At 27.8% G+C, this 20,029-nt stretch carries 19 protein-coding genes and 1 other annotated feature; of the genes, 16 read left to right on the forward strand and 3 right to left on the reverse strand.

Annotated features, from left to right (window positions below; all coding sequences use genetic code 11):
• Positions 1-36 precede the first annotated feature (36 nt).
• A complete protein-coding gene (locus E5347_RS14045; RefSeq protein ID WP_136007862.1) occupies positions 37-1,071 on the reverse strand; it encodes a proline-rich domain-containing protein in 1,035 nt (344 codons plus the stop codon).
• A gap of 239 nt (positions 1,072-1,310) precedes the next feature.
• On the opposite strand from E5347_RS14045, the gene E5347_RS14050 reads away from it, so the two are divergent.
• From E5347_RS14050 to E5347_RS14080, 7 genes are all read left to right on the forward strand, one after another.
• Positions 1,311-1,685, forward strand: coding sequence for a GntR family transcriptional regulator (locus E5347_RS14050; RefSeq protein ID WP_136007863.1), 375 nt, complete (start codon positions 1,311-1,313; stop codon positions 1,683-1,685).
• Between the two features lies 1 nt (position 1,686).
• Positions 1,687-2,520 (forward strand): ABC transporter ATP-binding protein, encoded by an 834-nt coding sequence (locus E5347_RS14055; protein ID WP_136007864.1) that lies wholly within the window; start codon positions 1,687-1,689, stop codon positions 2,518-2,520.
• The gene (locus E5347_RS14060) at positions 2,520-3,227 is read left to right on the forward strand and encodes an ABC-2 transporter permease (protein ID WP_136007865.1); all 708 of its coding nucleotides are present in this window, start codon (positions 2,520-2,522) and stop codon (positions 3,225-3,227) included. The genes E5347_RS14055 and E5347_RS14060 overlap by 1 nt, the downstream gene beginning before the upstream one ends.
• Positions 3,228-3,238: 11 nt before the next feature.
• Positions 3,239-3,799 (forward strand): hypothetical protein, encoded by a 561-nt coding sequence (locus tag E5347_RS14065; RefSeq protein WP_136007866.1) that lies wholly within the window; start codon positions 3,239-3,241, stop codon positions 3,797-3,799.
• A 629-nt stretch (positions 3,800-4,428) separates the two neighbouring features.
• Complete coding sequence (locus E5347_RS14070; protein WP_136007867.1) at positions 4,429-6,351, forward strand: PrkA family serine protein kinase; 1,923 nt, start codon at positions 4,429-4,431, stop codon at positions 6,349-6,351.
• A 4-nt stretch (positions 6,352-6,355) separates the two neighbouring features.
• Positions 6,356-7,531 (forward strand): sporulation protein YhbH, encoded by a 1,176-nt coding sequence (gene yhbH, locus E5347_RS14075; RefSeq protein ID WP_136007898.1) that lies wholly within the window; start codon positions 6,356-6,358, stop codon positions 7,529-7,531.
• A 2-nt stretch (positions 7,532-7,533) separates the two neighbouring features.
• Complete coding sequence (locus E5347_RS14080) at positions 7,534-8,904, forward strand: SpoVR family protein (protein WP_136007868.1); 1,371 nt, start codon at positions 7,534-7,536, stop codon at positions 8,902-8,904.
• 139 nt (positions 8,905-9,043) lie between these two features.
• Here the strand turns inward: E5347_RS14080 and E5347_RS14085 are convergent, their stop codons facing one another.
• Positions 9,044-9,523 (reverse strand): GNAT family N-acetyltransferase, encoded by a 480-nt coding sequence (locus E5347_RS14085; RefSeq protein WP_136007869.1) that lies wholly within the window; start codon positions 9,521-9,523, stop codon positions 9,044-9,046.
• A 383-nt stretch (positions 9,524-9,906) separates the two neighbouring features.
• Here E5347_RS14085 and E5347_RS14090 point away from each other — a divergent pair, with 383 nt between their 5' ends.
• The 3 genes from E5347_RS14090 to E5347_RS14100 are packed head-to-tail and all read left to right on the forward strand — an operon-like array spanning position 9,907 to position 11,567.
• On the forward strand, positions 9,907-10,449 hold the full coding sequence (locus tag E5347_RS14090; RefSeq protein ID WP_136007870.1) for a rubrerythrin family protein: 543 nt from the start codon (positions 9,907-9,909) through the stop codon (positions 10,447-10,449).
• 11 nt (positions 10,450-10,460) lie between these two features.
• Positions 10,461-11,195: a hypothetical protein gene (locus tag E5347_RS14095; protein WP_136007871.1), complete on the forward strand. Its 735-nt coding sequence runs from the start codon at positions 10,461-10,463 to the stop codon at positions 11,193-11,195.
• Between the two features lie 12 nt (positions 11,196-11,207).
• Positions 11,208-11,567 (forward strand): hypothetical protein, encoded by a 360-nt coding sequence (locus E5347_RS14100; RefSeq protein WP_136007872.1) that lies wholly within the window; start codon positions 11,208-11,210, stop codon positions 11,565-11,567.
• A gap of 59 nt (positions 11,568-11,626) precedes the next feature.
• Here E5347_RS14100 and pssA read toward each other — a convergent pair whose 3' ends face one another.
• Entirely contained in the window at positions 11,627-12,148 is a 522-nt protein-coding gene (gene pssA, locus E5347_RS14105) for a CDP-diacylglycerol--serine O-phosphatidyltransferase (RefSeq protein WP_136007873.1), read from the reverse strand.
• Between the two features lie 302 nt (positions 12,149-12,450).
• Here pssA and E5347_RS14110 point away from each other — a divergent pair, with 302 nt between their 5' ends.
• From E5347_RS14110 to E5347_RS14135, 6 genes are all read left to right on the forward strand, one after another.
• Positions 12,451-13,335, forward strand: a complete 885-nt coding sequence (locus E5347_RS14110) for a YegS/Rv2252/BmrU family lipid kinase (protein ID WP_136007874.1) — start codon at positions 12,451-12,453, stop codon at positions 13,333-13,335.
• Between the two features lie 742 nt (positions 13,336-14,077).
• The gene (locus tag E5347_RS14115; protein ID WP_136007899.1) at positions 14,078-15,337 is read left to right on the forward strand and encodes a magnesium transporter MgtE N-terminal domain-containing protein; all 1,260 of its coding nucleotides are present in this window, start codon (positions 14,078-14,080) and stop codon (positions 15,335-15,337) included.
• Positions 15,338-15,404: 67 nt separating this feature from the next.
• Positions 15,405-15,636 (forward strand) — a binding site (T-box leader).
• A 307-nt stretch (positions 15,637-15,943) separates the two neighbouring features.
• Entirely contained in the window at positions 15,944-16,852 is a 909-nt protein-coding gene (cysK, locus tag E5347_RS14120; protein WP_136007875.1) for a cysteine synthase A, read from the forward strand.
• Positions 16,853-16,887: 35 nt separating this feature from the next.
• Positions 16,888-17,472 (forward strand): serine O-acetyltransferase EpsC, encoded by a 585-nt coding sequence (epsC, locus tag E5347_RS14125; RefSeq protein WP_136007876.1) that lies wholly within the window; start codon positions 16,888-16,890, stop codon positions 17,470-17,472.
• Positions 17,473-17,716: 244 nt separating this feature from the next.
• Positions 17,717-18,700 carry a tRNA epoxyqueuosine(34) reductase QueG gene (gene queG, locus E5347_RS14130; RefSeq protein ID WP_136007877.1) on the forward strand — a complete coding sequence of 328 codons (984 nt, stop codon included), beginning with the start codon at positions 17,717-17,719 and terminating at the stop codon, positions 18,698-18,700.
• Positions 18,701-19,123: 423 nt separating this feature from the next.
• Positions 19,124-19,828 (forward strand): lysophospholipid acyltransferase family protein, encoded by a 705-nt coding sequence (locus E5347_RS14135; RefSeq protein ID WP_136007878.1) that lies wholly within the window; start codon positions 19,124-19,126, stop codon positions 19,826-19,828.
• Positions 19,829-20,029: the final 201 nt, after the last annotated feature.

The following is a 20,029-nucleotide window of genomic DNA, read 5'->3' on the forward strand; positions in this document are numbered from 1 at the left end:
GTCGCCTGCAGATAACTTATTGCTAGTTTTTTGTTTTTATACCCAAGGAGATTTAACTTTTTCTTCGGATATTTTAAATTCTATTTGTCTTGTTATTTCTCTTGGTAATTTGAAGTTTTTAAGCTTTTTATGGAATTCTTCTGAAAAGGATTTAATGGTTTTTCCTATATTTTTAGTTGAATTGCTAAATACATCTAATGGTGTAAATGCTCTTGAGTCTTCTCTAAATTCATCTAGTATATCTAGTACATTTTCAGCAGCTTCGTTTGCACATTTATTAAAATCACCAACTAGACTTTCACTAAATTTTTCAGGATATTTAATTTCTAAAACTATTCTATAACTAGTATTTCTATGGAGTTTTGTAGGAATTTTTATTGTTAGTTCATTATCATCTACTTCACCAATATAGCTAGTTATATATTCATTTTTTTCCTCGGAAATATCAATGTTTTTTAAAACTCTTACATAAGTATTTTTAACATTATTTGTACTATATTCTTTTCTACTGAAGAGTAATCTATTGTTATGTGAAGAATTAGTATCAATTGAGTCATTCTCTGAAGAATTTTCTCTTAATTCATCAGTATCTAAAATAGTATCTGAGTTTCTAAAACATACAAAGGAATCGATTTGTCTTAAGTCTAATCCAAAGAATACCCAAGTATTTCTGAACCAACGTAAGCCTGAAACGCTTCGTCTATCTACATTTAATAGGTAAGCCCAATAGCTTCGTCCTCTTCTCTCCCAAATATAAGTGAATCTAAATAGACAGAAGCTTATAGATCCAGGGCTTACTGCCTTAGTTTGAGGACCACCTTGATTTAAGCTTTGTACACCAGGACTATTTTTTTGTGGAGTAAAGTTTGGTGGAGGTCCTATATTTAAATTGCTTCCACCAGGAACATTAGGAAATTGCCCAGGGGCATTAGGTGATTGTCCTGGAGGAGTAGGAAATTGCCCAGGAAATACTGGAGGCTGTCCTGGAAAGTTAGGAATACGACTTTCACTAGGGGCTTTAAAATCATTGATATCTGGATTGTTTATTGAATCATCATCATTGTAATTCATTTAAAATCTCCTATACAGTATTTTATAATTATTATAAGTTTAAAAAATCATATTGTTACAGTTATTAAACCTATTAGAAAAATATAAAGTGTTTAGCTACACATTATAGAAGATGGAAGTGTTAGAAATAGGAACTATGAGATAAAAAACTTAAAAAACTATTGACTAATAATGAATACGCTGTATATAGTATATATATACGGTATTAACAGAAATAACAGTAGTATCGAGGTGGAAATATGAAAATATTAATAAGTAATTCCTCAAAGCTTCCTATTTATGAGCAGATAGTGAATTCAATAAAAGAAGGAATTATAAATGGAAGTTTAGAGCCGAATGAAAAACTCCCTTCTATTAGATCATTAGCTAAAGATTTAAATATTAGTGTGATTACTACAAAAAGAGCTTATGATGAATTAGAATCTCAAGGCTTTATAGAAACAGTAGGAGGCAAGGGATGCTATGTTTCTTATTATAATAAGGAGCTAGTATATGAAGAAAAACTAAAGGAAATTGAAGAAAAGCTAGAGGAAGTTCTAAGTATAGCTAGATCTATTAAACTAAAGAAAAGTGATATTAAAAATATGATAGATTTGCTTTATGAAGGAGATTAGTATGATTAGGATTGAGAATTTAAGTAAAACTAGAGGAAAGTTCAGCCTTGAAGATATTTCTTTTGAATTAAAAGAAGGATTTATTATGGGGCTAATTGGTCCAAATGGATCAGGGAAGACAACATTAATAAAGCTACTATTAGGTCTATTAAGAGCAGATAAGGGAGATATAAAATTTTTTAATAAAAATATTTTTAAAGATGAAGTCTATATAAAAGATAGAATTGGTTTTGTCTTTGATAATTTTAATTTTTATCAGCATTTAAATATTAAGGATTATAAGAAAATACTTCAAGGATCTTATTCTAAGTTTGATGAAAGTAAATTTAATAGCTATATTGATAGTTTTGGAATTAGTAAGAAAAGTTATATAGGTAATTTATCCAAAGGAGAAGGCATTAAGGTTATGTTAGCTGGTGCATTATCACATGAAGCAAAATTAATAATCTTAGATGAGCCTACAGCAGGACTTGACCCAATAGTAAGAAAAGATATACTTAAACTGCTTCAAGAAGTTATAGAAGATGGAGATAAAAGCATAATTATTTCTACTCATATTACATCAGACTTAGATGGAATTGCAGATTATATTACTTTTATTAATAAAGGCAAGCTAGTATTTACAGAAGATATGGAGTCTATAAAAGAAAAATATAGAATATTTAGAGGATCAAAAGAAGAACTTGATAATAGTAATTTAGATTTTATATCTTATAAGAAAAATAAATATTACGAAGAAGGTTTATTTATTAATGAAAATAGCTTTGATTCTGAAAATGTAAGTATTCCAAGTCTTGAAGATATAATGTACCACTATATAAGGGGGGAGAAATAATGCTTCAGTTAATAAAAAAGGATTTATTAGTGTCATTAAAAGTTAAATCCTTAAAAATAGTTATATTAACATTTTTAGTAGGATTATTTTTATTAAGTATTTTCTCTTTTATTTTCCCAACAATTTTACCCATAATATTTACTTATATGATAGTCATGAATAGTTTTTATTATGATAGTTTAAATAATAGTGAAAGCTACATGATGAGTGTTCCAAATAAAAGAGAAGATGTAGTTTATTCAAAATATATATTAGTGATATTAATATTATTTTTATCAAATATACTAATGTATCTATTCTATGGAATAAATATTTTGAATTCAGTTAGAACTATTGTACTACAAGATATGATTGTAAGTAGTTTAACTATATTATTTAGTTTTTCAATAATACTACCAATTACTTTTAAATACAGATATAAAGTTTCTAGAATAATAGCACCTTTTATTACTATTGCTATTGGATATTTAAGTCATAGTAGTAGTACTATTAATAAGTTTATTGAAAATGGGACGGAAACTATTTTGATAAGTTTATCTAGAAAAATAGGTGTTATAATTTATAGAATATTTAATTTTAATAATTATGATTATAAGGTTTTAGCAGTAACTATATACATTATATTATTATTTATGATAGCAATATTTATATTCTTAGTCTCAATGTATATATCATCAAAAATATATGAAAAAAGAGATATAGGATAGGAGGTTAGAATATGAATAAAAAGTTTATATCTATATGTTTAAGTATTTTTGCAATAAGTTTAATTTTTATAATAGGATTTAAATTTATTTTAGGTGATAAGGTTCTATATAAAGATTCAATGAGCTATGATGAGGGTAAGCCAATAATAAAATATGTTGGGTTTGAAGAGGATGAAAATATTTATAAAATAAAAGTAAGTATAAAGAATAATACTGATTATTATGCTAGTTTTAATAATATGTCCTTAAACTTTTCAGGGAATTCGCAGGGACAACCTACCTTTAGTGGTTACGATAATGCTGAAAGAAAAGCTCTTTTGGATTATAAAGAGGGAGATAAACACACTTTTAGCTTTTACTTTAGTCCTGATGAAGAAAGGGAATATGTATTTGAAATATCTAAAGGATTAAGTTTTAACGAGGAAGTTTTTGATACTAATAGAATGACTATTCTATATAATGCTCAATATTTTAAGTATAGGATTAACAAAAATACTGTAGTTGGTAGTGCTTTTTCTAGTAGTGGCGTAGAAGTTATAGATAATTCCTTAGAGCCATTTACAATAGAATAATAAAGTAAAAAAGTAGAGTGCAGTTATATATGCACTCTACTTTTATAAGGTTTTATATTATAAAGTATAAGCAAAAGCTAAGATTTATTTTTTGTCATAAATAGCTTCATAAGCCTTTTGTTCATCGTCCATATTCTTAACGATTTCTTTTGATTTCTCTCTTCTACACTTCTTACTAAGCATACATGCTAGTCCGTCCATATACAACACCCCTTTATGTTTAATTCTCTAAACTCATTATACTACATTATAATCAAATTATCAATAAAAGTTACTAATTAATAATAGTTATTAATTTATCAATATTGATAATTAATAAATTATCAAAGTTTGAATCTTATAAAACCTTTATCTTTAGTATTAGCAATAATAATGGATTTTATTATTAAATAGTAGCGAAATATAAAAAATAAGTTCTTAATTATTAATTTTTATTCTTAATTTCAAATTATTTGGTAGGGCTTTTTGGTTTTAGAACTATAAAATTTTATTTTTTAATGGCACCATAAATTGTTTAATAGCATATTTATAAAAATCAAAAGGAAATATTTTACAGTGAACTTTATAATATATTTTGTCATATATAAAGTAGGAGAATGAATATATTTTATAAAAAGGAGGGGTGTCATTTGAATTTTAAGGAATTTATAAAAAGTGATAGAGAAAGCAGAAATAAGGAAAAATTTGAAGGAACTTTTCTAGATTATTTAGAAATAGTAAAGGAAAACCCAGATATAGCTAAGCTTTCACATAAACGAATTTATGACATGGTAGTTAGTAAGGGTGTAGAAGTATTAAGGGGCGAAGAGAACCCTAAAGTTAAAAAGATATATGGTAATGATTCTATAAGAAAATATGGATTCTTTAAGGATGACTTCTTTGGTATTGATAAAGTAGTAATGAAGCTAGTTAATTACTTCCACTCAGCATCTATGAATGGTGAAGAGGCTAGGCAAGTTTTATATTTAGTTGGACCAGTTGGAGCAGGTAAATCTTCTTTAGTTGAATCTTTAAAGAAAGCATTAGTGCAATGTGAACCTATTTATTCTATTAAAGGCTGTCCAATGCATGAGGAGCCACTACATTTAATACCTAACCACTTAAGACCTGAATTTGAAAAGTTATTAGGAGTTAAGATAGAGGGAGATTTATGCCCTGTATGTAAGTACAAATTATTAAATGAACATCATGGTGAATACGAAAACTTTGAAGTTGAAAGAAAAGGCTTCTCTATAAGATCAAGAAAAGGAATAGGTGTAGTACCACCAGTTGATCCTAATAACCAAGATACATCAATATTAACAGGTTCTGTTGATATATCTAAAATGGATATGTATCCAGAAGATGATCCAAGAATCTTTTCATTAAATGGTGCATTTAACGTTGGGAATAGAGGTTTAGTTGAGTTCATAGAAGTATTTAAAAATGATGTTGAATATCTTCATACTATAATTACTGCAACTCAAGAAAAATCTGTTCCTTCACCAGGAAAAGGCTCAATGATTTATTTTGATGGACTTATTATAGCTCACTCAAATGAAGCTGAATGGAATAAGTTTAAGTCAGATCATACTAATGAAGCTATTTTAGATAGAATAGTTAAGATTGAAGTTCCATATTGCTTAGAGCTTGATGAAGAAGTTAAGATTTATGAAAAAATATTAAAGAAGAGTAACTTTAATGCCCATATTGCACCTCATACAATTGAAATTGCAGCTATGTTTGCAATTTTATCAAGATTAGCACCATCAGCTAAGGTTGACCCTATAACTAAGCTTAAGATTTATAACGGCGAAGATATAGTTGAAAAGGGTGGAACTAAGAGGATTGATATTAGTGAGCTTAGAGAAGAAGCAGGTTCTTACGAGGGAATGAAGGGAATTAGTACAAGATTTATAATTAAGGCTATAGATAATGCTTTATCAAGTTCAGAGCATAATTGTATTAATCCTTTAAGTATAATGGAAAGCATAGTTAGGTCAGTTAAGGAATTAGATATTGCAGCTGAAGATAAGAAGAAGTATCTAGGGTTTATCCAAGATACTATTAGAAAAGAATATAATAAGATTTTAGAAAAGGAAATTACAAAGGCATTTATACATTCATTTAGAGAACAAGCTGAAAGTCTATTTGATAATTATATAGATAATGCAGAAGCCTTTGTTAATAAGAGTAAAATTAAAGATTTATCAACTGGTGAAGATTTAAATCCTGATGAAGAATTTATGAGAAGTATAGAAGAGCAAATTGGAGTATCAGAAAACTCATGCAAGGGATTTAGAGCTGATGTTACTTCATATATGTTCTACTTAGTTAGAAATGGTAGCAAAATAGCTTATAATTCTTATGAACCTTTAAAGGAAGCAATAGAAAAGAAACTTATGGCATCTGTAAAAGATCTGTCTAGAATAATAACTAGGTCTAGAGTTAGAGATTCTGAACAAGCAGAAAAATATAATTCCATGGTTGAGGAAATGCAAAATAACGGGTATTGCTTGCATTGCTGTGATGTAATACTTAAGTATGCTGCTAACAACTTATGGAAGGATTGATAAAATGGCAATCTTTAGAGATAATGCAGACAATCCTCTAGAACATGATAGATCTATAGAAGATAGAAGGCGTCATAGGCAATTAGTTGAAAAATCTATAAAGGAAAACTTAGGAGACATACTATCTGAAGAGAGCATAATAGGTGAAACTAAAAATAAGAAGTTTAAAATACCTATTAGGGGAATAAAAGAATATCAATTTGTATTTGGAAGAAATAATAAAGGTGTTGCCACTGGGACTGGTGAAGAAAAAAGAGGGGATAAGCTTTCAGATGGAAGCCAAAACCAAGGGCAAAAAGGTAATAAAGGGGCTGGAAACAGCCCTGGTGAAGATGTATATGAAACAGAGATAACTTTAGATGAACTTATGGATTATATAGTTGAAGATCTAGAGTTACCTAATTTAGATAAGAAGAAGTATTCAGAAATAATAACGGAAAGTGCTGCAAGAAAAAGGGGATATCAAAGGTATGGTATTAACCCAAGACTTGCAAAGAAGAAGACAGTTCAAGCTAAGATTTCTAGAAAGCAAGGTAAGAAGAGGGCTTTAATAGAAGCAGGATTAGATGATAATATTGAAAGATTTCCATTTAGGGAAGATGATATTAGGTATTATAAAGTTAAGAAAAGACCTAAAAAAGAAAGTAATGCAGTTATGATATTTATTATGGACGTTTCAGGTTCCATGGACAGTAGTAAGAAATATTTAGCTAGATCCTTATTCTACGTTTTATCAAGGTTTATAAGTAGAAAGTATAATAATATAGCCTTTGAATTTATATCTCATACTACTGTAGCTAAGGTAGTTAATGAGTTTGAATTTTTCCATAAGGCGGAATCAGGTGGAACTTATATATCTAGTGGAATTAACACAGCCTTAAAGCTTGTTGAAGAAAAGTATCCACCAACTATGTGGAATATTTATCCTATTTACGCAAGTGATGGGGATAACTGGAGTGAAGATAATGAAAGGGCCATTAATTCTGTAAAGAAACTATGTGAAATTAGTAATATGTTTGGATATGCAGAACTTTTACCATCAACTTACTCTACAACTATGTATTATAGGTTTAATAGAGAAGTAGCTTGTAAGAACTTTACTTCGGTAATAGTAAAGGAAAAGAAGGATTTATGGGAAGCTTTAAAGATTATGCTATCTAAAGAGCTAAAGGAGGAGTAGGAATGGAATACAATCTTAGCACTTTAGAAAATTGGAATGAAATTATTGAAAAAAAAGCAAAAGACTTTGGCCTTAAATTTTATCCACAAGAGTTTGAAGTTATAGGTTTTAATGAAATGCTAGGCTATGAAGCTTATGTAGGGATTCCATCTAAATATCCTCATTGGAGTTATGGTAAGGCATATGATAAGAATAAAACTTTATACTCATTAAATATGACAGGATTGCCTTATGAAATGGTAATAAATACAGATCCTTGTCTTGCATATTTAATGAGAGAAAATACATTACTATTGCAAATATTAACTATGGCTCATGTATATGGACATAATGATTTTTTTGCTAATAATAGAATGTTCACTGAAGGAACTAATGCTAAAGCAGCTCTTGAAATGTTTAAACTAGATGCGGAGATAATTAGAGGGTATATTATTAATCCCAATATTGGATATGAAAGAGTTGAAAAAATATTAGATGCAGCTCATGCAATAAGATATCAAATTCCAAGAGTAGTTGGAGTTAAGGAAATAAGCAATGAAGAAGTTAGAGATAGTTTAGTAAAAGATTATTATACTAAAAAGGAAAATAGAGGGCTTTTAGATGGGGAAGATACTACCCCATTTCCAGAGGTAAATAAAATCCCAATTGAACCTGTAGATGATGTTATAGGTTTTATAATAAAATATAGCTCATTAGAGGAATGGGAAAAAAATATATTAAGAATAGTTAAAAGAGAAACGGAGTATTTTATACCTCAAATAGAAACTAAGACTATGAATGAAGGATGGGCAAGCTTCTGGCATTACAATATATTAAAATCACTGGAATTAGAGACTGGACTTCATTTTGAATTCTTAAAGAGGCATAATGATGTTGTTGCACCAATGGTTGGTGGATTAAATCCTTATTATGTAGGATTTAAGGTTTTTGAAGATATTGATAAAAGATATGGAAGAGAGAAAATCTTTGAAGTAAGAAGAACAGAAAGAGATAGCTCCTTCTTAAGAAAATATTTAACTAAAGAGCTTTGTCAGGAATTAAATTTATTCCAATATGCAAAGAAAAGTTTTGAATATGAAATCAAGGAAGTATCAGATGAAGAGGGCTGGAGAGAAATTAGAAATTACTTAGCTGATACTTGTGGAGTAGCCTCCATTCCTTACATTAGGGTTGTAGACTTAAATAGAAGAGACTTAACCTTAACATTAGAGCACTACTATGATGGAAGAGAACTTGAATTATCTTACGCAAAAGAAACTTTAAAATATGTATTCGATCTTTGGGGTTATAAGGTGAAACTCATAACAAAAACTAGAGATGGAAAGGACATAGAACTTATATGTAACGAAGATAGAAATATCTTTATTAATTAACACTAAAGGATGCCCGTAAGGACATCCTTTTAAATTGCAATATATTAAGTGTATTGATTTAAAGTAAATTTAATTTACTCTTTAAATTAGAATTTATCTAACAGATATTTTTTTGTTTGTGCATTGGATTATGTTATTACTAAATATTCTTATACATTTTAATAGCTTTAGACTTATATCCATTCCATTCTAGTTGTATTTCTTCAGAAGGCACAAATCCTTGTTTCTCCCAAAAACCAAGTGCATTTTCTTCATAATCATATACAACATCTATTCTAATTCTCTTAGAATTTTTAGTTTTAAATATTTTCTCTAACTGATTATATATAATTCTACCTAATCCATTTCCTTTTAAATTAGCATCAATCATTAATAAAGATAAATAGACTTCATCTCCAATTTTAAAATCACATATACCAATTATATTACCTTCATTATTTTTTATAACTAAAGAACTGAAGCCAATATTCTTCATTTCTTCAATTTCATTAATTATAAAGTCGCTAGAAACCTTTGAAATACCCATATGATTTTCTAAAAAAGTTCTATTAGAATTATAAATATCTAGAATCTTAGTAATATCATTTTGATCTATTGTATCAATTATGTAATTATCCATTTTCATTTCCCCAAATAGTATTTTCATTCTTTTGTAAAAGTTCTATTCTTATATCATTTAAAATAAGTATACTCCATTTATTCACTTTGTGTACAAGAAATTTATTTATATTTGCTAGTAATTTACCATTTAAAATATTTTAGGTGATTACTCTATTTTTTATTGAAATTCAGCTCGCCTGAATTTCTTCCTTTAGTAGGCTTGAATCAACCAGGTTAAATTATATAAGGAGTTTTTAACATATTGTGCGTAAGCTGACATGGAGCTTGCGACGGAAGCTGAGCATAATATGTTAAAGACTCCTACGTAATTTTACTACAAAGGTTCACAACTGATTATATTGTTGCATAATGTATAAGTGTATAAATTTATAGGAGAATACAATGGATTTAAAGGGAAGTAAAACTGAAGGTAATCTATTTAGAACTTTTGCTGGAGAAGCAAGAGCAAGGACTAGATATAATTTATATGCTGAAAAAGCAAGGCTTGATGGATATCAGTGGGTTGCCGAAATATTTGATGAAACTGCTAGAAATGAGTTAGCACATGCAAGAGAAGTATATGGAACTTATTTAAATTTAATTGGATGTACTAAAAATAATTTAATGGATAGTATTTTAGGTGAAAACAGTGAATTTCAAAATATTTACAAGGGTTTTGAAGCAGATGCAAGAGCGGAAGGTTTTAATGATATAGCTGATTTTTACAAGGAGTTATCTGAAACAGAAGAAAATCATTCTAAGAGATTTAAAGAGCTTTATGACAAAATTGAAGATGGAACTATGTTTAAAGGACCAGCTGGATCTTTATGGGTATGTATGAATTGTGGATATATTCATGAAGGTGAAGAAGCACCACTAGTTTGTCCGTTATGCAAGTATCCAAGAGCATATTTTAAACCTTACTGTAAGGTAACTAATGCTTAAGGAGGAAGCTTATGTTTATATCAATACCTAAGGAGTTTTTTGTTCCAGTATTATTTAATGGAGATTTCAAGTTTAATAATGAAAATAATAATATGGAATATTACTATGAAAGAAAAAGTGTAGAATATAATGAGGTTTTAGTCAATAATGTAAGTAGGGATTATCTTTCAGATACTATAAACTTAGATAAAGATGAAGAATTAAGATATGATGAAGAATTTACAAAAAATTATTTTGAGAACATAAAGGATAAAGAAATTGAGGAACAAATAATTAAATATATATATGGATTTATGAGATTTATAGAAGAACTTAAAGAAGCTAATTGTTTAGGGAATAATGAAAAAGAAAGTACTAACCTAGTAAACAATTATGCGAGAAAATTTAAAGATGTTTACAATATGTATAAAAATGAAGTTCTAAGAGTTAGAAGGCCACTTACTCCTGCTGATATAGATGCTTTTATCAATTATTATATTGGGAAAATAGCTGATATATACAATAAAAATTTAGCAGAGCTTAATTGCAAAACTCTAAATTATGATTCTATAGAAGCTGTAATAGATGATATTCTTAATGATGCTAGAAATATTTTAAGGGATCAAATTGAAAATCTAAATTGTATGCTAGTAAATAAAAGAGTTGAATGTAAGAGTAGTGCAGATATAGAGGCTTTATTTAAAAATAGTGGCAATATATATAATAAAATTGATAATGAATTTGTTAATGCAACTATAAATATGTAAGCAGGTGATAATTTGTCTTACAGACATTTAATGAAAAATCAATATAATGATATAAATAATTTAACTAATTTGCTTGGTTCTATGGTTAACTCTTATAGACTATTAATAGGTGGCGCAAATGAACTTAATAATATATCAGAAGCTAAAAAAGGTGATGTAAAAGAAGCAGTAAAAAGAGCTGATAATTTAGGGGAGATTATTGATGAGATAATAAAGACCCTTGATGACTGTAGTGGAGCTTATGTTAAGTATTGTAAGCTTAAGAAGAATTATATAGATGACAAAACAATAAAGGATAATATATTAACAGAAATTGATTATGATTTACAATTTAACAACTCTGAAAGAGATGAAGATGAGGATGAAGATTAATCAATAAACATAAATAGGCTGAATCAAATTTTATATTTTGACTCAGCCTATTTATGTTTCTATACCTTTTTTAACTTAAATGTACTAACCATTAGATATGCACCTATTGCCAATAATATAATAGGAATCCATGGTGTTATGCTTTTATTTATAGTGAAAAATACAAAAACAGCTATAAAACTACCAGTTATAGTTATAGGAACTCCTGTAAATACACCATCAAATGTTGATGTGTTATATCTAGCAAGTCTGTATGCTCCACAAATAGGAAAAGCTAAAAGTACAGTTATTCCAATTATACCTGCTGGTCCAACTTTTGCTAAATCATACATTAAAAATGTTAATATTGAAGGTGCTACACCAAAAGAAACTAAATCTGCTAAAGAATCTAATTCCTTTCCAAGTTCGCTAGAAACATTTAACCATCTAGCAATTCTACCATCATATCTATCAACAAGTGCTGCTATTATTATAAAAAAGCATGCAAATAAATAGTTTTGTTCAAATGTGTATAAAATAGATATTATGCCACAGGATAAATTGATGAATGTAAAAACATTTGGTATACAACTTTTTTTCATAATTATCACCCCTACTATATAAAGGAAGATAGAGTTTAGTTTTCCTTTATTATCAATGCACTATTATATCACAGATTAATAATAAATATAAGGCTATTAGCAGTAAAATAATTATTAATATAATCTTAAGAAAAAATGAGGTAATACTAAGATTATTAAGATAATCTTAAGAAACATAACTAATAATTAATTTTATTTATATGTAAAATATAGTAATATTATAAATTATGATATAATATTAAGTATATTTAGTTTATGATATTTTTAAATAATTATTAGTTTAATTATTAAGGAGGGGTAAAGTGAAAAAGGTTAAGTTTATTTATAATCCTTATTCAGGAGAAAATTTAATAATTGATAAACTTGATAAGGTTATAAAGATTCACCAAGAAGCAGGATACACTATTGTCCCATATAGAGTTGACAAGAATGTAGATGTAATAAATGCTTTTAATGATTTTAAAGATGTAAATTATCATTATGTATTGATAGCAGGTGGAGATGGGACTATTGATAGTGTAGTAAATGCTATGGCGAAAGTAGGAGTATCAGTGCCAATTGGAATATTGCCTGTTGGAACTGCAAATGACTTTGGAAAATTCTTAGGAATGCCTAATGATATTATAAAGTCTTGCAAACAAATTCTTAATTCAGAAGTAACTGCTGTAGATCTAGGTAGTATTAATGATAAGTATTTTGTAAATGTAGCAAGTACAGGGTTATTTACAGATGTTTCTCAAAAAACAGATGTTAATTTAAAAAATACAATAGGTAAATTAGCATATTATTTAAAAGGTTTAGAGGAACTGCCTAACTTTAGAAAATTAAAAATAAAAATAAAATCTAAGGAAATGGAATTTGAAGGGCATATGTATTTTATGCTGGTATTTAATGGACAAACAGCTGGTAATTTCAAACTTGCATCTAGGGCAGAAGCAACAGATGGATTATTAGATGTTATTATATTTAAAGCAATTCCTATAATAGAACTTATACCTTTATTTGTTAAGGTTTTAAGAGGAGAGCATTTAGATTCAGACAACGTTATTTACTTTAAAACTGATAATTTATGTATTGAATCTCCAGAAGATATTGTAACAGACATAGATGGAGAAAAGGGACCAGATTTCCCATTAAACATAAAATGTATAAAAGGTGGACTAAAAGTTTTAGGCGTTAAGTCTTAATAGCTATAAAATGCGAGACATTTTATTAATAAAAAAATGAAATAATTAAAGAATGAAAAAATGTTAATAAAAATCTTTACAGATTTTTATTAGAGCATCTATAAATAAAGGAGGTTTTGCATAGCAAAACCTCCTTTATTCTTTCATTTTAAAATACGAAAATAACTGTGAAGATAAATAGACGGCTCCATAAGACAAATGGTTGTAAAAAGAAGTTCTAATTTATCGCCATATGCTTATTTCACATATTATATTTATATTTGTTAGTATATATCATTATTTAATGTATCTATACGGTGAATTTATAATTAAGTATATTTTAGCAGAATAGAAGTACTTATTGATGATTGTTGAAATTCAGCTCGTCTGAATTTCTTCCTTTAGTTGGACTACATCCACAAGTTTAAATTATTTAAGGAGTTTTTAACATATTATGCGTAAGCTGACTTGGAGTTTACGGCGGATGCCGAGCATAATATGTTAAAAACTCCTTCGTAATTTATTAATAGTGTTGCCTTTTAGTAGATTTTTAATATAATATAATATTGGGTAGATACTATATATGAATTTGAATTATAGTATCCTATTTAAAAAAAATAAGGAGTGAATTTAAATGGAGGAAGTTCCTCAGAGTAGTAATTTTAAAATTGAATATTATTGTTTTAGAGGAGATACTTTATTTTAAATTAACATAATTATCTTATTTCTCCTCTAAGATGTAGGAGGAAGAGATATGAAGAATATGAAGAAGCTATCAGTATTTCTATACACAAATATCCTAGGACGTAAAATATATGATGAATTTGATGAAAGTATAGGTGAGCTTAGGGATATTTATGTAACTACAGAAGATGGCTATCCAAGAGTTATAGGCTATAAGGTTAGGAGAGATGGATCTACTTTTCATTATGAGTTTAGAACTATTAATTTTTATCAGCTTGATAATAATAAAGTAAAGATAGTTACAAGAGGTAGTAAGGAAATATTACCAAGGACATACTCTTACCTTTTATCAGAGCACTTACTAGATAAAAAAATAGTAGATATTAATGGTAAACAAGTAGTAAGAGTTGATGATTTAAGAATAGCAGAAATAGCAGGCGAATATAGAGTAATTGCAGTTGAAACAGGACCATATGCAAGATTTAGAAGATTAAATTGTGCAAAGCTTGGAAGCTTTATCTATGGTGTTTTAAGAAAGGATTATGAAGATAGAGTTTTAATGTGGGATGATGTTGAATCCTTAGAAATGGTAAATAATAATTTACAAATTTCAGTACCATATAAAAAACTTTCTACATTACATCCAGCAGACCTTGCAGATATATTAGAAAACTTAGATGCAAGCTCAAGAAAGCAAATATTTGAATCCTTAGATGAAGATTTAGCAGCAGATACATTAGAAGAAATAGATCCAGAATATAAAGGAAGTATTATAAAGGACTTAAGTGAAACAAAGACAGCTGAATTATTAGAAATAATGTCAAATGATGAAATCGCAGACGTCTTAGATGAATTAGATGATGATGAAAGAGAAAAAATCCTTATTAATCTTGAAAAGGAAGATGCTGAAGAAGTTAAAGAGATATTAGGATATGAAGATGAAGCTGTAGGAAGTATTATGAGAACTGACTTCCTATCTTTTAACTTAGATATTACTATTGGAGAAATCATTGAGATAGTGAGAGAAATGGAAGAAGTTGAAGAAGATGAACTTTATAGGATTTATATTACTGATGAAGAAGAAAGAGTTCTAGGTGCAATAACTTCTTATGATTTAATATTAAATAAGCCAAATGTTAAGGTTAAAGATATAATGGCTGAAGATGTAGAAGTTATAAGACATTATGTAAATATTGATGAAGCAATAGAACTAACTTCAAAATATGATTTATTATCTATACCAGTTATAGATGAAGAAGAAAAGTTAATAGGAGCAGTTAATGCTCATGATTTAATAGATGAAATTCTTTATCCAGTTTGGAAGAAGAAAATTAGATAGGTAAAATATTGACAATTAAACTTTTAGTCATATAATAAAAATATAAAACTTAGTAAAGTACTCAGAATTAAAGACGAAGAAAAAGAAAAGTAGTATAAAGGAAGGTTACAGAGAGAAGGGGAAGATGAGATCCTTTCACCTAGAATTTATATGAAGTGCCCTTTGGAGTTGAAGTTTGAATTTTTAGTAGGACTTTCCGGATTCATCCGTTACAATGAATACTGTAATTTACAGTAATGAGTGAGATTAATTATTTAATCTAATTAGAGTGGAACCACGGAGTAGCCTTCGTCTCTATAAGGACTAGAGACGGGGGCTTTTTAATATAAATTTTTACTTGAAAGTAATTACAAATGGATGTTTTAATTGATAATTTACATCTATAGTATTGCATAATTAAAAGTAAAATTATTGATTAAGTAAGATATTAAAATTTAAAGAATAGATTGATTAGTTTTTATATAGATGTTTAGATAGTTTTTTACTTTAAGTATTCTAAATATGAAATACATCTTAATTAAAGTAGAATATTTATTATAACTTATATAAATAAATTCAATAGGGGTTTTAAGAGTAAATTTATTATATATAAAAATGGAGGATATTATGATTTACAATAATATGTTAGATATGATTGGTAAGACGCCAATATTAAAATTAAGTAGTTTAGTAGATGAAAATAGTGCAGAAGTATATATAAAATTAGAAAAATTAAATCCAGGTGGAAGCGTTAAAGATAGAGCAGCTCTTGGAATGATTGAAAATGCAGAAAAGCTTGGATTATTAAAGGAGGGTTCTATAATAGTTGAGCCTACAAGTGGAAATACTGGTATAGCTTTAGCTATGATAGGAAGATTGAAAGGCTATAAGGTTGTTATAGTAATGCCTGATAGTATGAGTAAAGAAAGAAGAGATTTAATAAAAGCATATGGTGCTGAGCTTATTTTAACAGATGGAGCAGAAGGTATGAAGGGTGCTATAGAAAAAGCCAAGGAACTTACTAAGGATCCAAGGTATTTTATGCCTCAACAATTTGAGAATTTATCAAATAGTAAGAAGCATTATGAAACTACCGCTGAAGAAATACTTGATGATCTAAGTGATTTAGATATGTTTATTGCAGGGGTAGGCACTGGTGGTACAGTTACTGGAGTTGCAAATAAACTTAAAGAAAAAAAGGAAGATATAAAAGTAGTTGCAGTTGAACCTGGGAGTTCTCCAGTTTTAAGTGGAGGAATGGCAGGTGCTCATAAGATTCAAGGTCTTGGATCTGGATTTGTACCAAAAATTTATAATTCTGAGTATATTGATGAGGTAGTGAAAGTTTCTGATGAAGATGCTCTTAAAACTACTAAGCTCGTGGCTGAAAAAGAAGGAATATTACTTGGAATATCATCAGGAGCTGCAATCTACGTTGCATTAGAAAAAGCTAAAGTTCTTGGCAAAGGTAAGAAAATTTTAGCTATTGCCCCAGATGGTGGGGAAAAGTATATATCCATGGGAATATACGACTAATTGCCTTAAGCAATTAAATTTAAGGAGGATTGGCTGTGTTTAATAACTTAAGATATGATATAAATAATATATTAGAAAATGACCCAGCAGCTAGAAGTAAAATTGAGGTATTCTTATTATATCCTTGCATTCATGCTTTAATAGCATATAGAATTGCACATTTTTTATATAAGCATAAAAGGTTTTTCTTAGCTAGATTTATTTCTCAAATAGCAAGATTTACTACAGGAATAGAAATTCATCCAGGGGCCAAAATAGGTAAGGGATTATTTATTGATCATGGTATGGGTGTTGTAATTGGAGAAACCAGTGAAATTGGAGATAATGTAACTATTTATCATGGAGTTACCCTTGGTGGAACTGGTAAAGAAAAAGGCAAAAGGCATCCTACAGTTGAGGACAATGTTATCATTGGAGCTGGTGCCAAGGTACTTGGACCTATTACCCTTAAGAAGGGAAGTAGAGTTGGAGCTAATACTGTAGTTTTAAAAGATGTTCCTGGAGGAGCTACGGTAGTAGGATGTGCTGGTAGAAATATAATTAAAAATGTTAATGATATTATCGAAGTTATCGATGAAGATGGAAGGAGAAAAACAATATATAATAATATGATGATATAGGGATGTGCTAGCGCACAATTAAAAATTAAGAATGAAAAATGAAGAATTGAGGAAAAAACTCATGAATGAGTTTAAAGAATTTGTTTTAAGTAATTTCTTTTAAATTACCTTATACATTTCAAATTCAAATTTAAATTTTATGTTTTTAATTTTTATATTTATGTAATAGCCATTTTAATTGGAGAGTTTGTAATAACTTTTTCCTGTAATCTATAAATGATATTTACTATATTTTGTTAATAATATGAGAGAAAAAATTATAAGTTATTGTAATACTTTAGGTTTAGATACTTTAGGATTTATAAAATGTAGAGAGTTTACAGAACTTAGAAGCTTTTTTTATGATAGAAAAGAAAAGGGACTTGAAAATGAATTTGAAGAAGAGGATGTAGAAAAAAGAATAAATCCTTTTATTTATATGGAGGAGGGGAAGACTATTATTTCAATAGCTTTCCCTTATCTGCATAATGTAGATTATTGTGATAATGGATTTTCAGTTTATACAAGAGGAACAGATTATCATAAAGTTGTTAAGTCTTATTTATCTAAGATCTGTGAATATATAGAAAGTTTAGGTGGAAAAGCATCTTCTTTTGTAGATAGCAACTTTCTACCTGAAAGATATATTGCTTACTTAGCAGGAGTAGGTTTTATAGGAAAAAATAATTTAATAATAACTGAAAAATATGGTTCTTATGTATTTCTTGGAGAAATAATTACTGACTTAGAAATAGATTGTAATGAGAGAAATTATGAAGAAATAAAAGATTTTAAGGAATGTGGTAGTTGTGAGCTTTGTTATAAAAGCTGTCCAAGTAAGGCTATAAACCCATATAGAAAGAATAGTAATATTTGTGTATCATACTTTACTCAAAAGAAGGATTTATCAGATAATCATATTAAGTTATTAAAGGGAAGAGTTTTTGGCTGTGATAGTTGTCAAGAACCATGTCCTTATAATAAAGATAAGGAATTTTCAAAAATAGAAGAGTTTATTCCTTTTGATTTTATGAATAGTGATAATACTTTGGACCTTGCTAATATAAATAATAAAGGCTTTAAAGAAAGTTATTTAAGAACTTCTTGTGGGTGGAGAGGTAAAAATGTTTTAAAAAGGAATGCATTAATAAAAGCTAATAGTTGCAATGTAGATATAAGTAAAATTAAAACAGATTCCCCTTATTTAAATGATTATGTTAATAGACTTTTAAACAGTAATAAAATATAATGATTTATAAGTTGTAATAAAATTTTTATATATAAGTTGTAATTAAGTTTTTACATTTTATGAAGTTTTATTTCATGTTGAAAATAATTAATATATGAAGTCATCTAAACAACTTATATTTAAATTAAAATATCGATTCTTTCAACTCAGATAATTTACTAAAGAATTATTTTTAATTTATAATGATATAAAACTATAGATGTAGATTATTAATTGAAAAATATATATGTTATTAAATTAAAGTTCATGTTAAAAATATTTAAGATATAAAGGAATTTTAACAACTTATATAAAAATTAAATAAGGATGATTTAAATTAATGTAGTTTACTTCAAAACATTTTTGCTTTAAATTATATAAGAATGTAAAATGTAACCTACTAATTGAAACATAGTATAGCAAACTAGGAAGTGAGGGAGGATAATGCTATCACCAATAGTAGTAAAAATAGTAAGTGCCTTGCCAGAGTCAATGGTAGTAAAAGTAACAAGAATATTAGTAAATAAATACTTTAAGAAATATGCGAATATTAAAATAGATGGAATTGAAAAGCTTGATAATGTAGATGGACCTTTAATATTTATTTGCAATCATTTAAGTAATGCTGATGGCTTAATTTTAGACAAGATACTAAGAGAAAAGTTTGATCCAACCTTTGTGGCTGGAGTTAAATTATCTAATGATCCTGTAACTAAGTTTGGAACTATGATGGTTAAGAATATTGGAATAAAGCCAAACTCTGCAGATAAGGAAGCTATAACTAGAATAGTAAAACTAGTTAGAGGTGGAGAAAATCTAGTTATTTTCCCAGAGGGTACAAGGAGTAGAACTGGTGCTATGATTGAAGGGAAAAAAGGTATTTTATTAATAGCAAGACTTACAAAAGCTAAAATAGTACCTATAGGAATGTATGGTACAGAAATTCTTTTGCCTATTAACAAAGATGGCGATATGGGTGGAGAAAAATTTAATTATGCTGATGTACATATAAAATTTGGTGATCCTGTTTCATTACCTGCAAAGGAAAAGGATGAAGACAAACATGATTTTGATGACAGATCAATGAACTTTATAATGAAGTCAATTGCTAATTTATTACCTGAAAAATATAGAGGTGTTTATAAGTAATTAAAAATTAAGAATGAAAAATTAAAGGGAAAATTACTATAGAATTTTTACTAATAGATATTTTGAATTAATTTAAATTTTTTATTCTTAAGTATTAAATATAAGGCTGTTATGAAAAATGATAATTAGAAATATAAAATTGTAAATTTATAATTAAGTAATTTTGAATACATAACTTCAGAAATTTATTTTAAAAAACTT

The organism is Clostridium sartagoforme (assembly GCF_004794105.1).
GTDB classification, from domain to species: Bacteria; Bacillota; Clostridia; order Clostridiales; family Clostridiaceae; genus Clostridium; species Clostridium sartagoforme_B.

What these genes read in the sequence shown, in the direction of transcription:
- cysK (WP_136007875.1), top strand. Translation starts at nt 15,944, where the DNA reads ATGATTTACAATAATATGTTAGATATGATTGGTAAGACGCCAATATTA.
- E5347_RS14080 (WP_136007868.1), top strand. Translation starts at nt 7,534, where the DNA reads ATGGAATACAATCTTAGCACTTTAGAAAATTGGAATGAAATTATTGAA.
- E5347_RS14095 (WP_136007871.1), top strand. Translation starts at nt 10,461, where the DNA reads ATGTTTATATCAATACCTAAGGAGTTTTTTGTTCCAGTATTATTTAAT.
- E5347_RS14060 (WP_136007865.1), top strand. Translation starts at nt 2,520, where the DNA reads ATGCTTCAGTTAATAAAAAAGGATTTATTAGTGTCATTAAAAGTTAAA.
- E5347_RS14085 (WP_136007869.1), bottom strand. Translation starts at nt 9,523, where the DNA reads ATGGATAATTACATAATTGATACAATAGATCAAAATGATATTACTAAG.
- E5347_RS14135 (WP_136007878.1), top strand. Translation starts at nt 19,124, where the DNA reads ATGCTATCACCAATAGTAGTAAAAATAGTAAGTGCCTTGCCAGAGTCA.
- E5347_RS14045 (WP_136007862.1), bottom strand. Translation starts at nt 1,071, where the DNA reads ATGAATTACAATGATGATGATTCAATAAACAATCCAGATATCAATGAT.
- E5347_RS14050 (WP_136007863.1), top strand. Translation starts at nt 1,311, where the DNA reads ATGAAAATATTAATAAGTAATTCCTCAAAGCTTCCTATTTATGAGCAG.
- yhbH (WP_136007898.1), top strand. Translation starts at nt 6,356, where the DNA reads ATGGCAATCTTTAGAGATAATGCAGACAATCCTCTAGAACATGATAGA.
- E5347_RS14055 (WP_136007864.1), top strand. Translation starts at nt 1,687, where the DNA reads ATGATTAGGATTGAGAATTTAAGTAAAACTAGAGGAAAGTTCAGCCTT.
- E5347_RS14090 (WP_136007870.1), top strand. Translation starts at nt 9,907, where the DNA reads ATGGATTTAAAGGGAAGTAAAACTGAAGGTAATCTATTTAGAACTTTT.
- pssA (WP_136007873.1), bottom strand. Translation starts at nt 12,148, where the DNA reads ATGAAAAAAAGTTGTATACCAAATGTTTTTACATTCATCAATTTATCC.
- queG (WP_136007877.1), top strand. Translation starts at nt 17,717, where the DNA reads ATGAGAGAAAAAATTATAAGTTATTGTAATACTTTAGGTTTAGATACT.
- E5347_RS14115 (WP_136007899.1), top strand. Translation starts at nt 14,078, where the DNA reads ATGAAGAAGCTATCAGTATTTCTATACACAAATATCCTAGGACGTAAA.
- E5347_RS14065 (WP_136007866.1), top strand. Translation starts at nt 3,239, where the DNA reads ATGAATAAAAAGTTTATATCTATATGTTTAAGTATTTTTGCAATAAGT.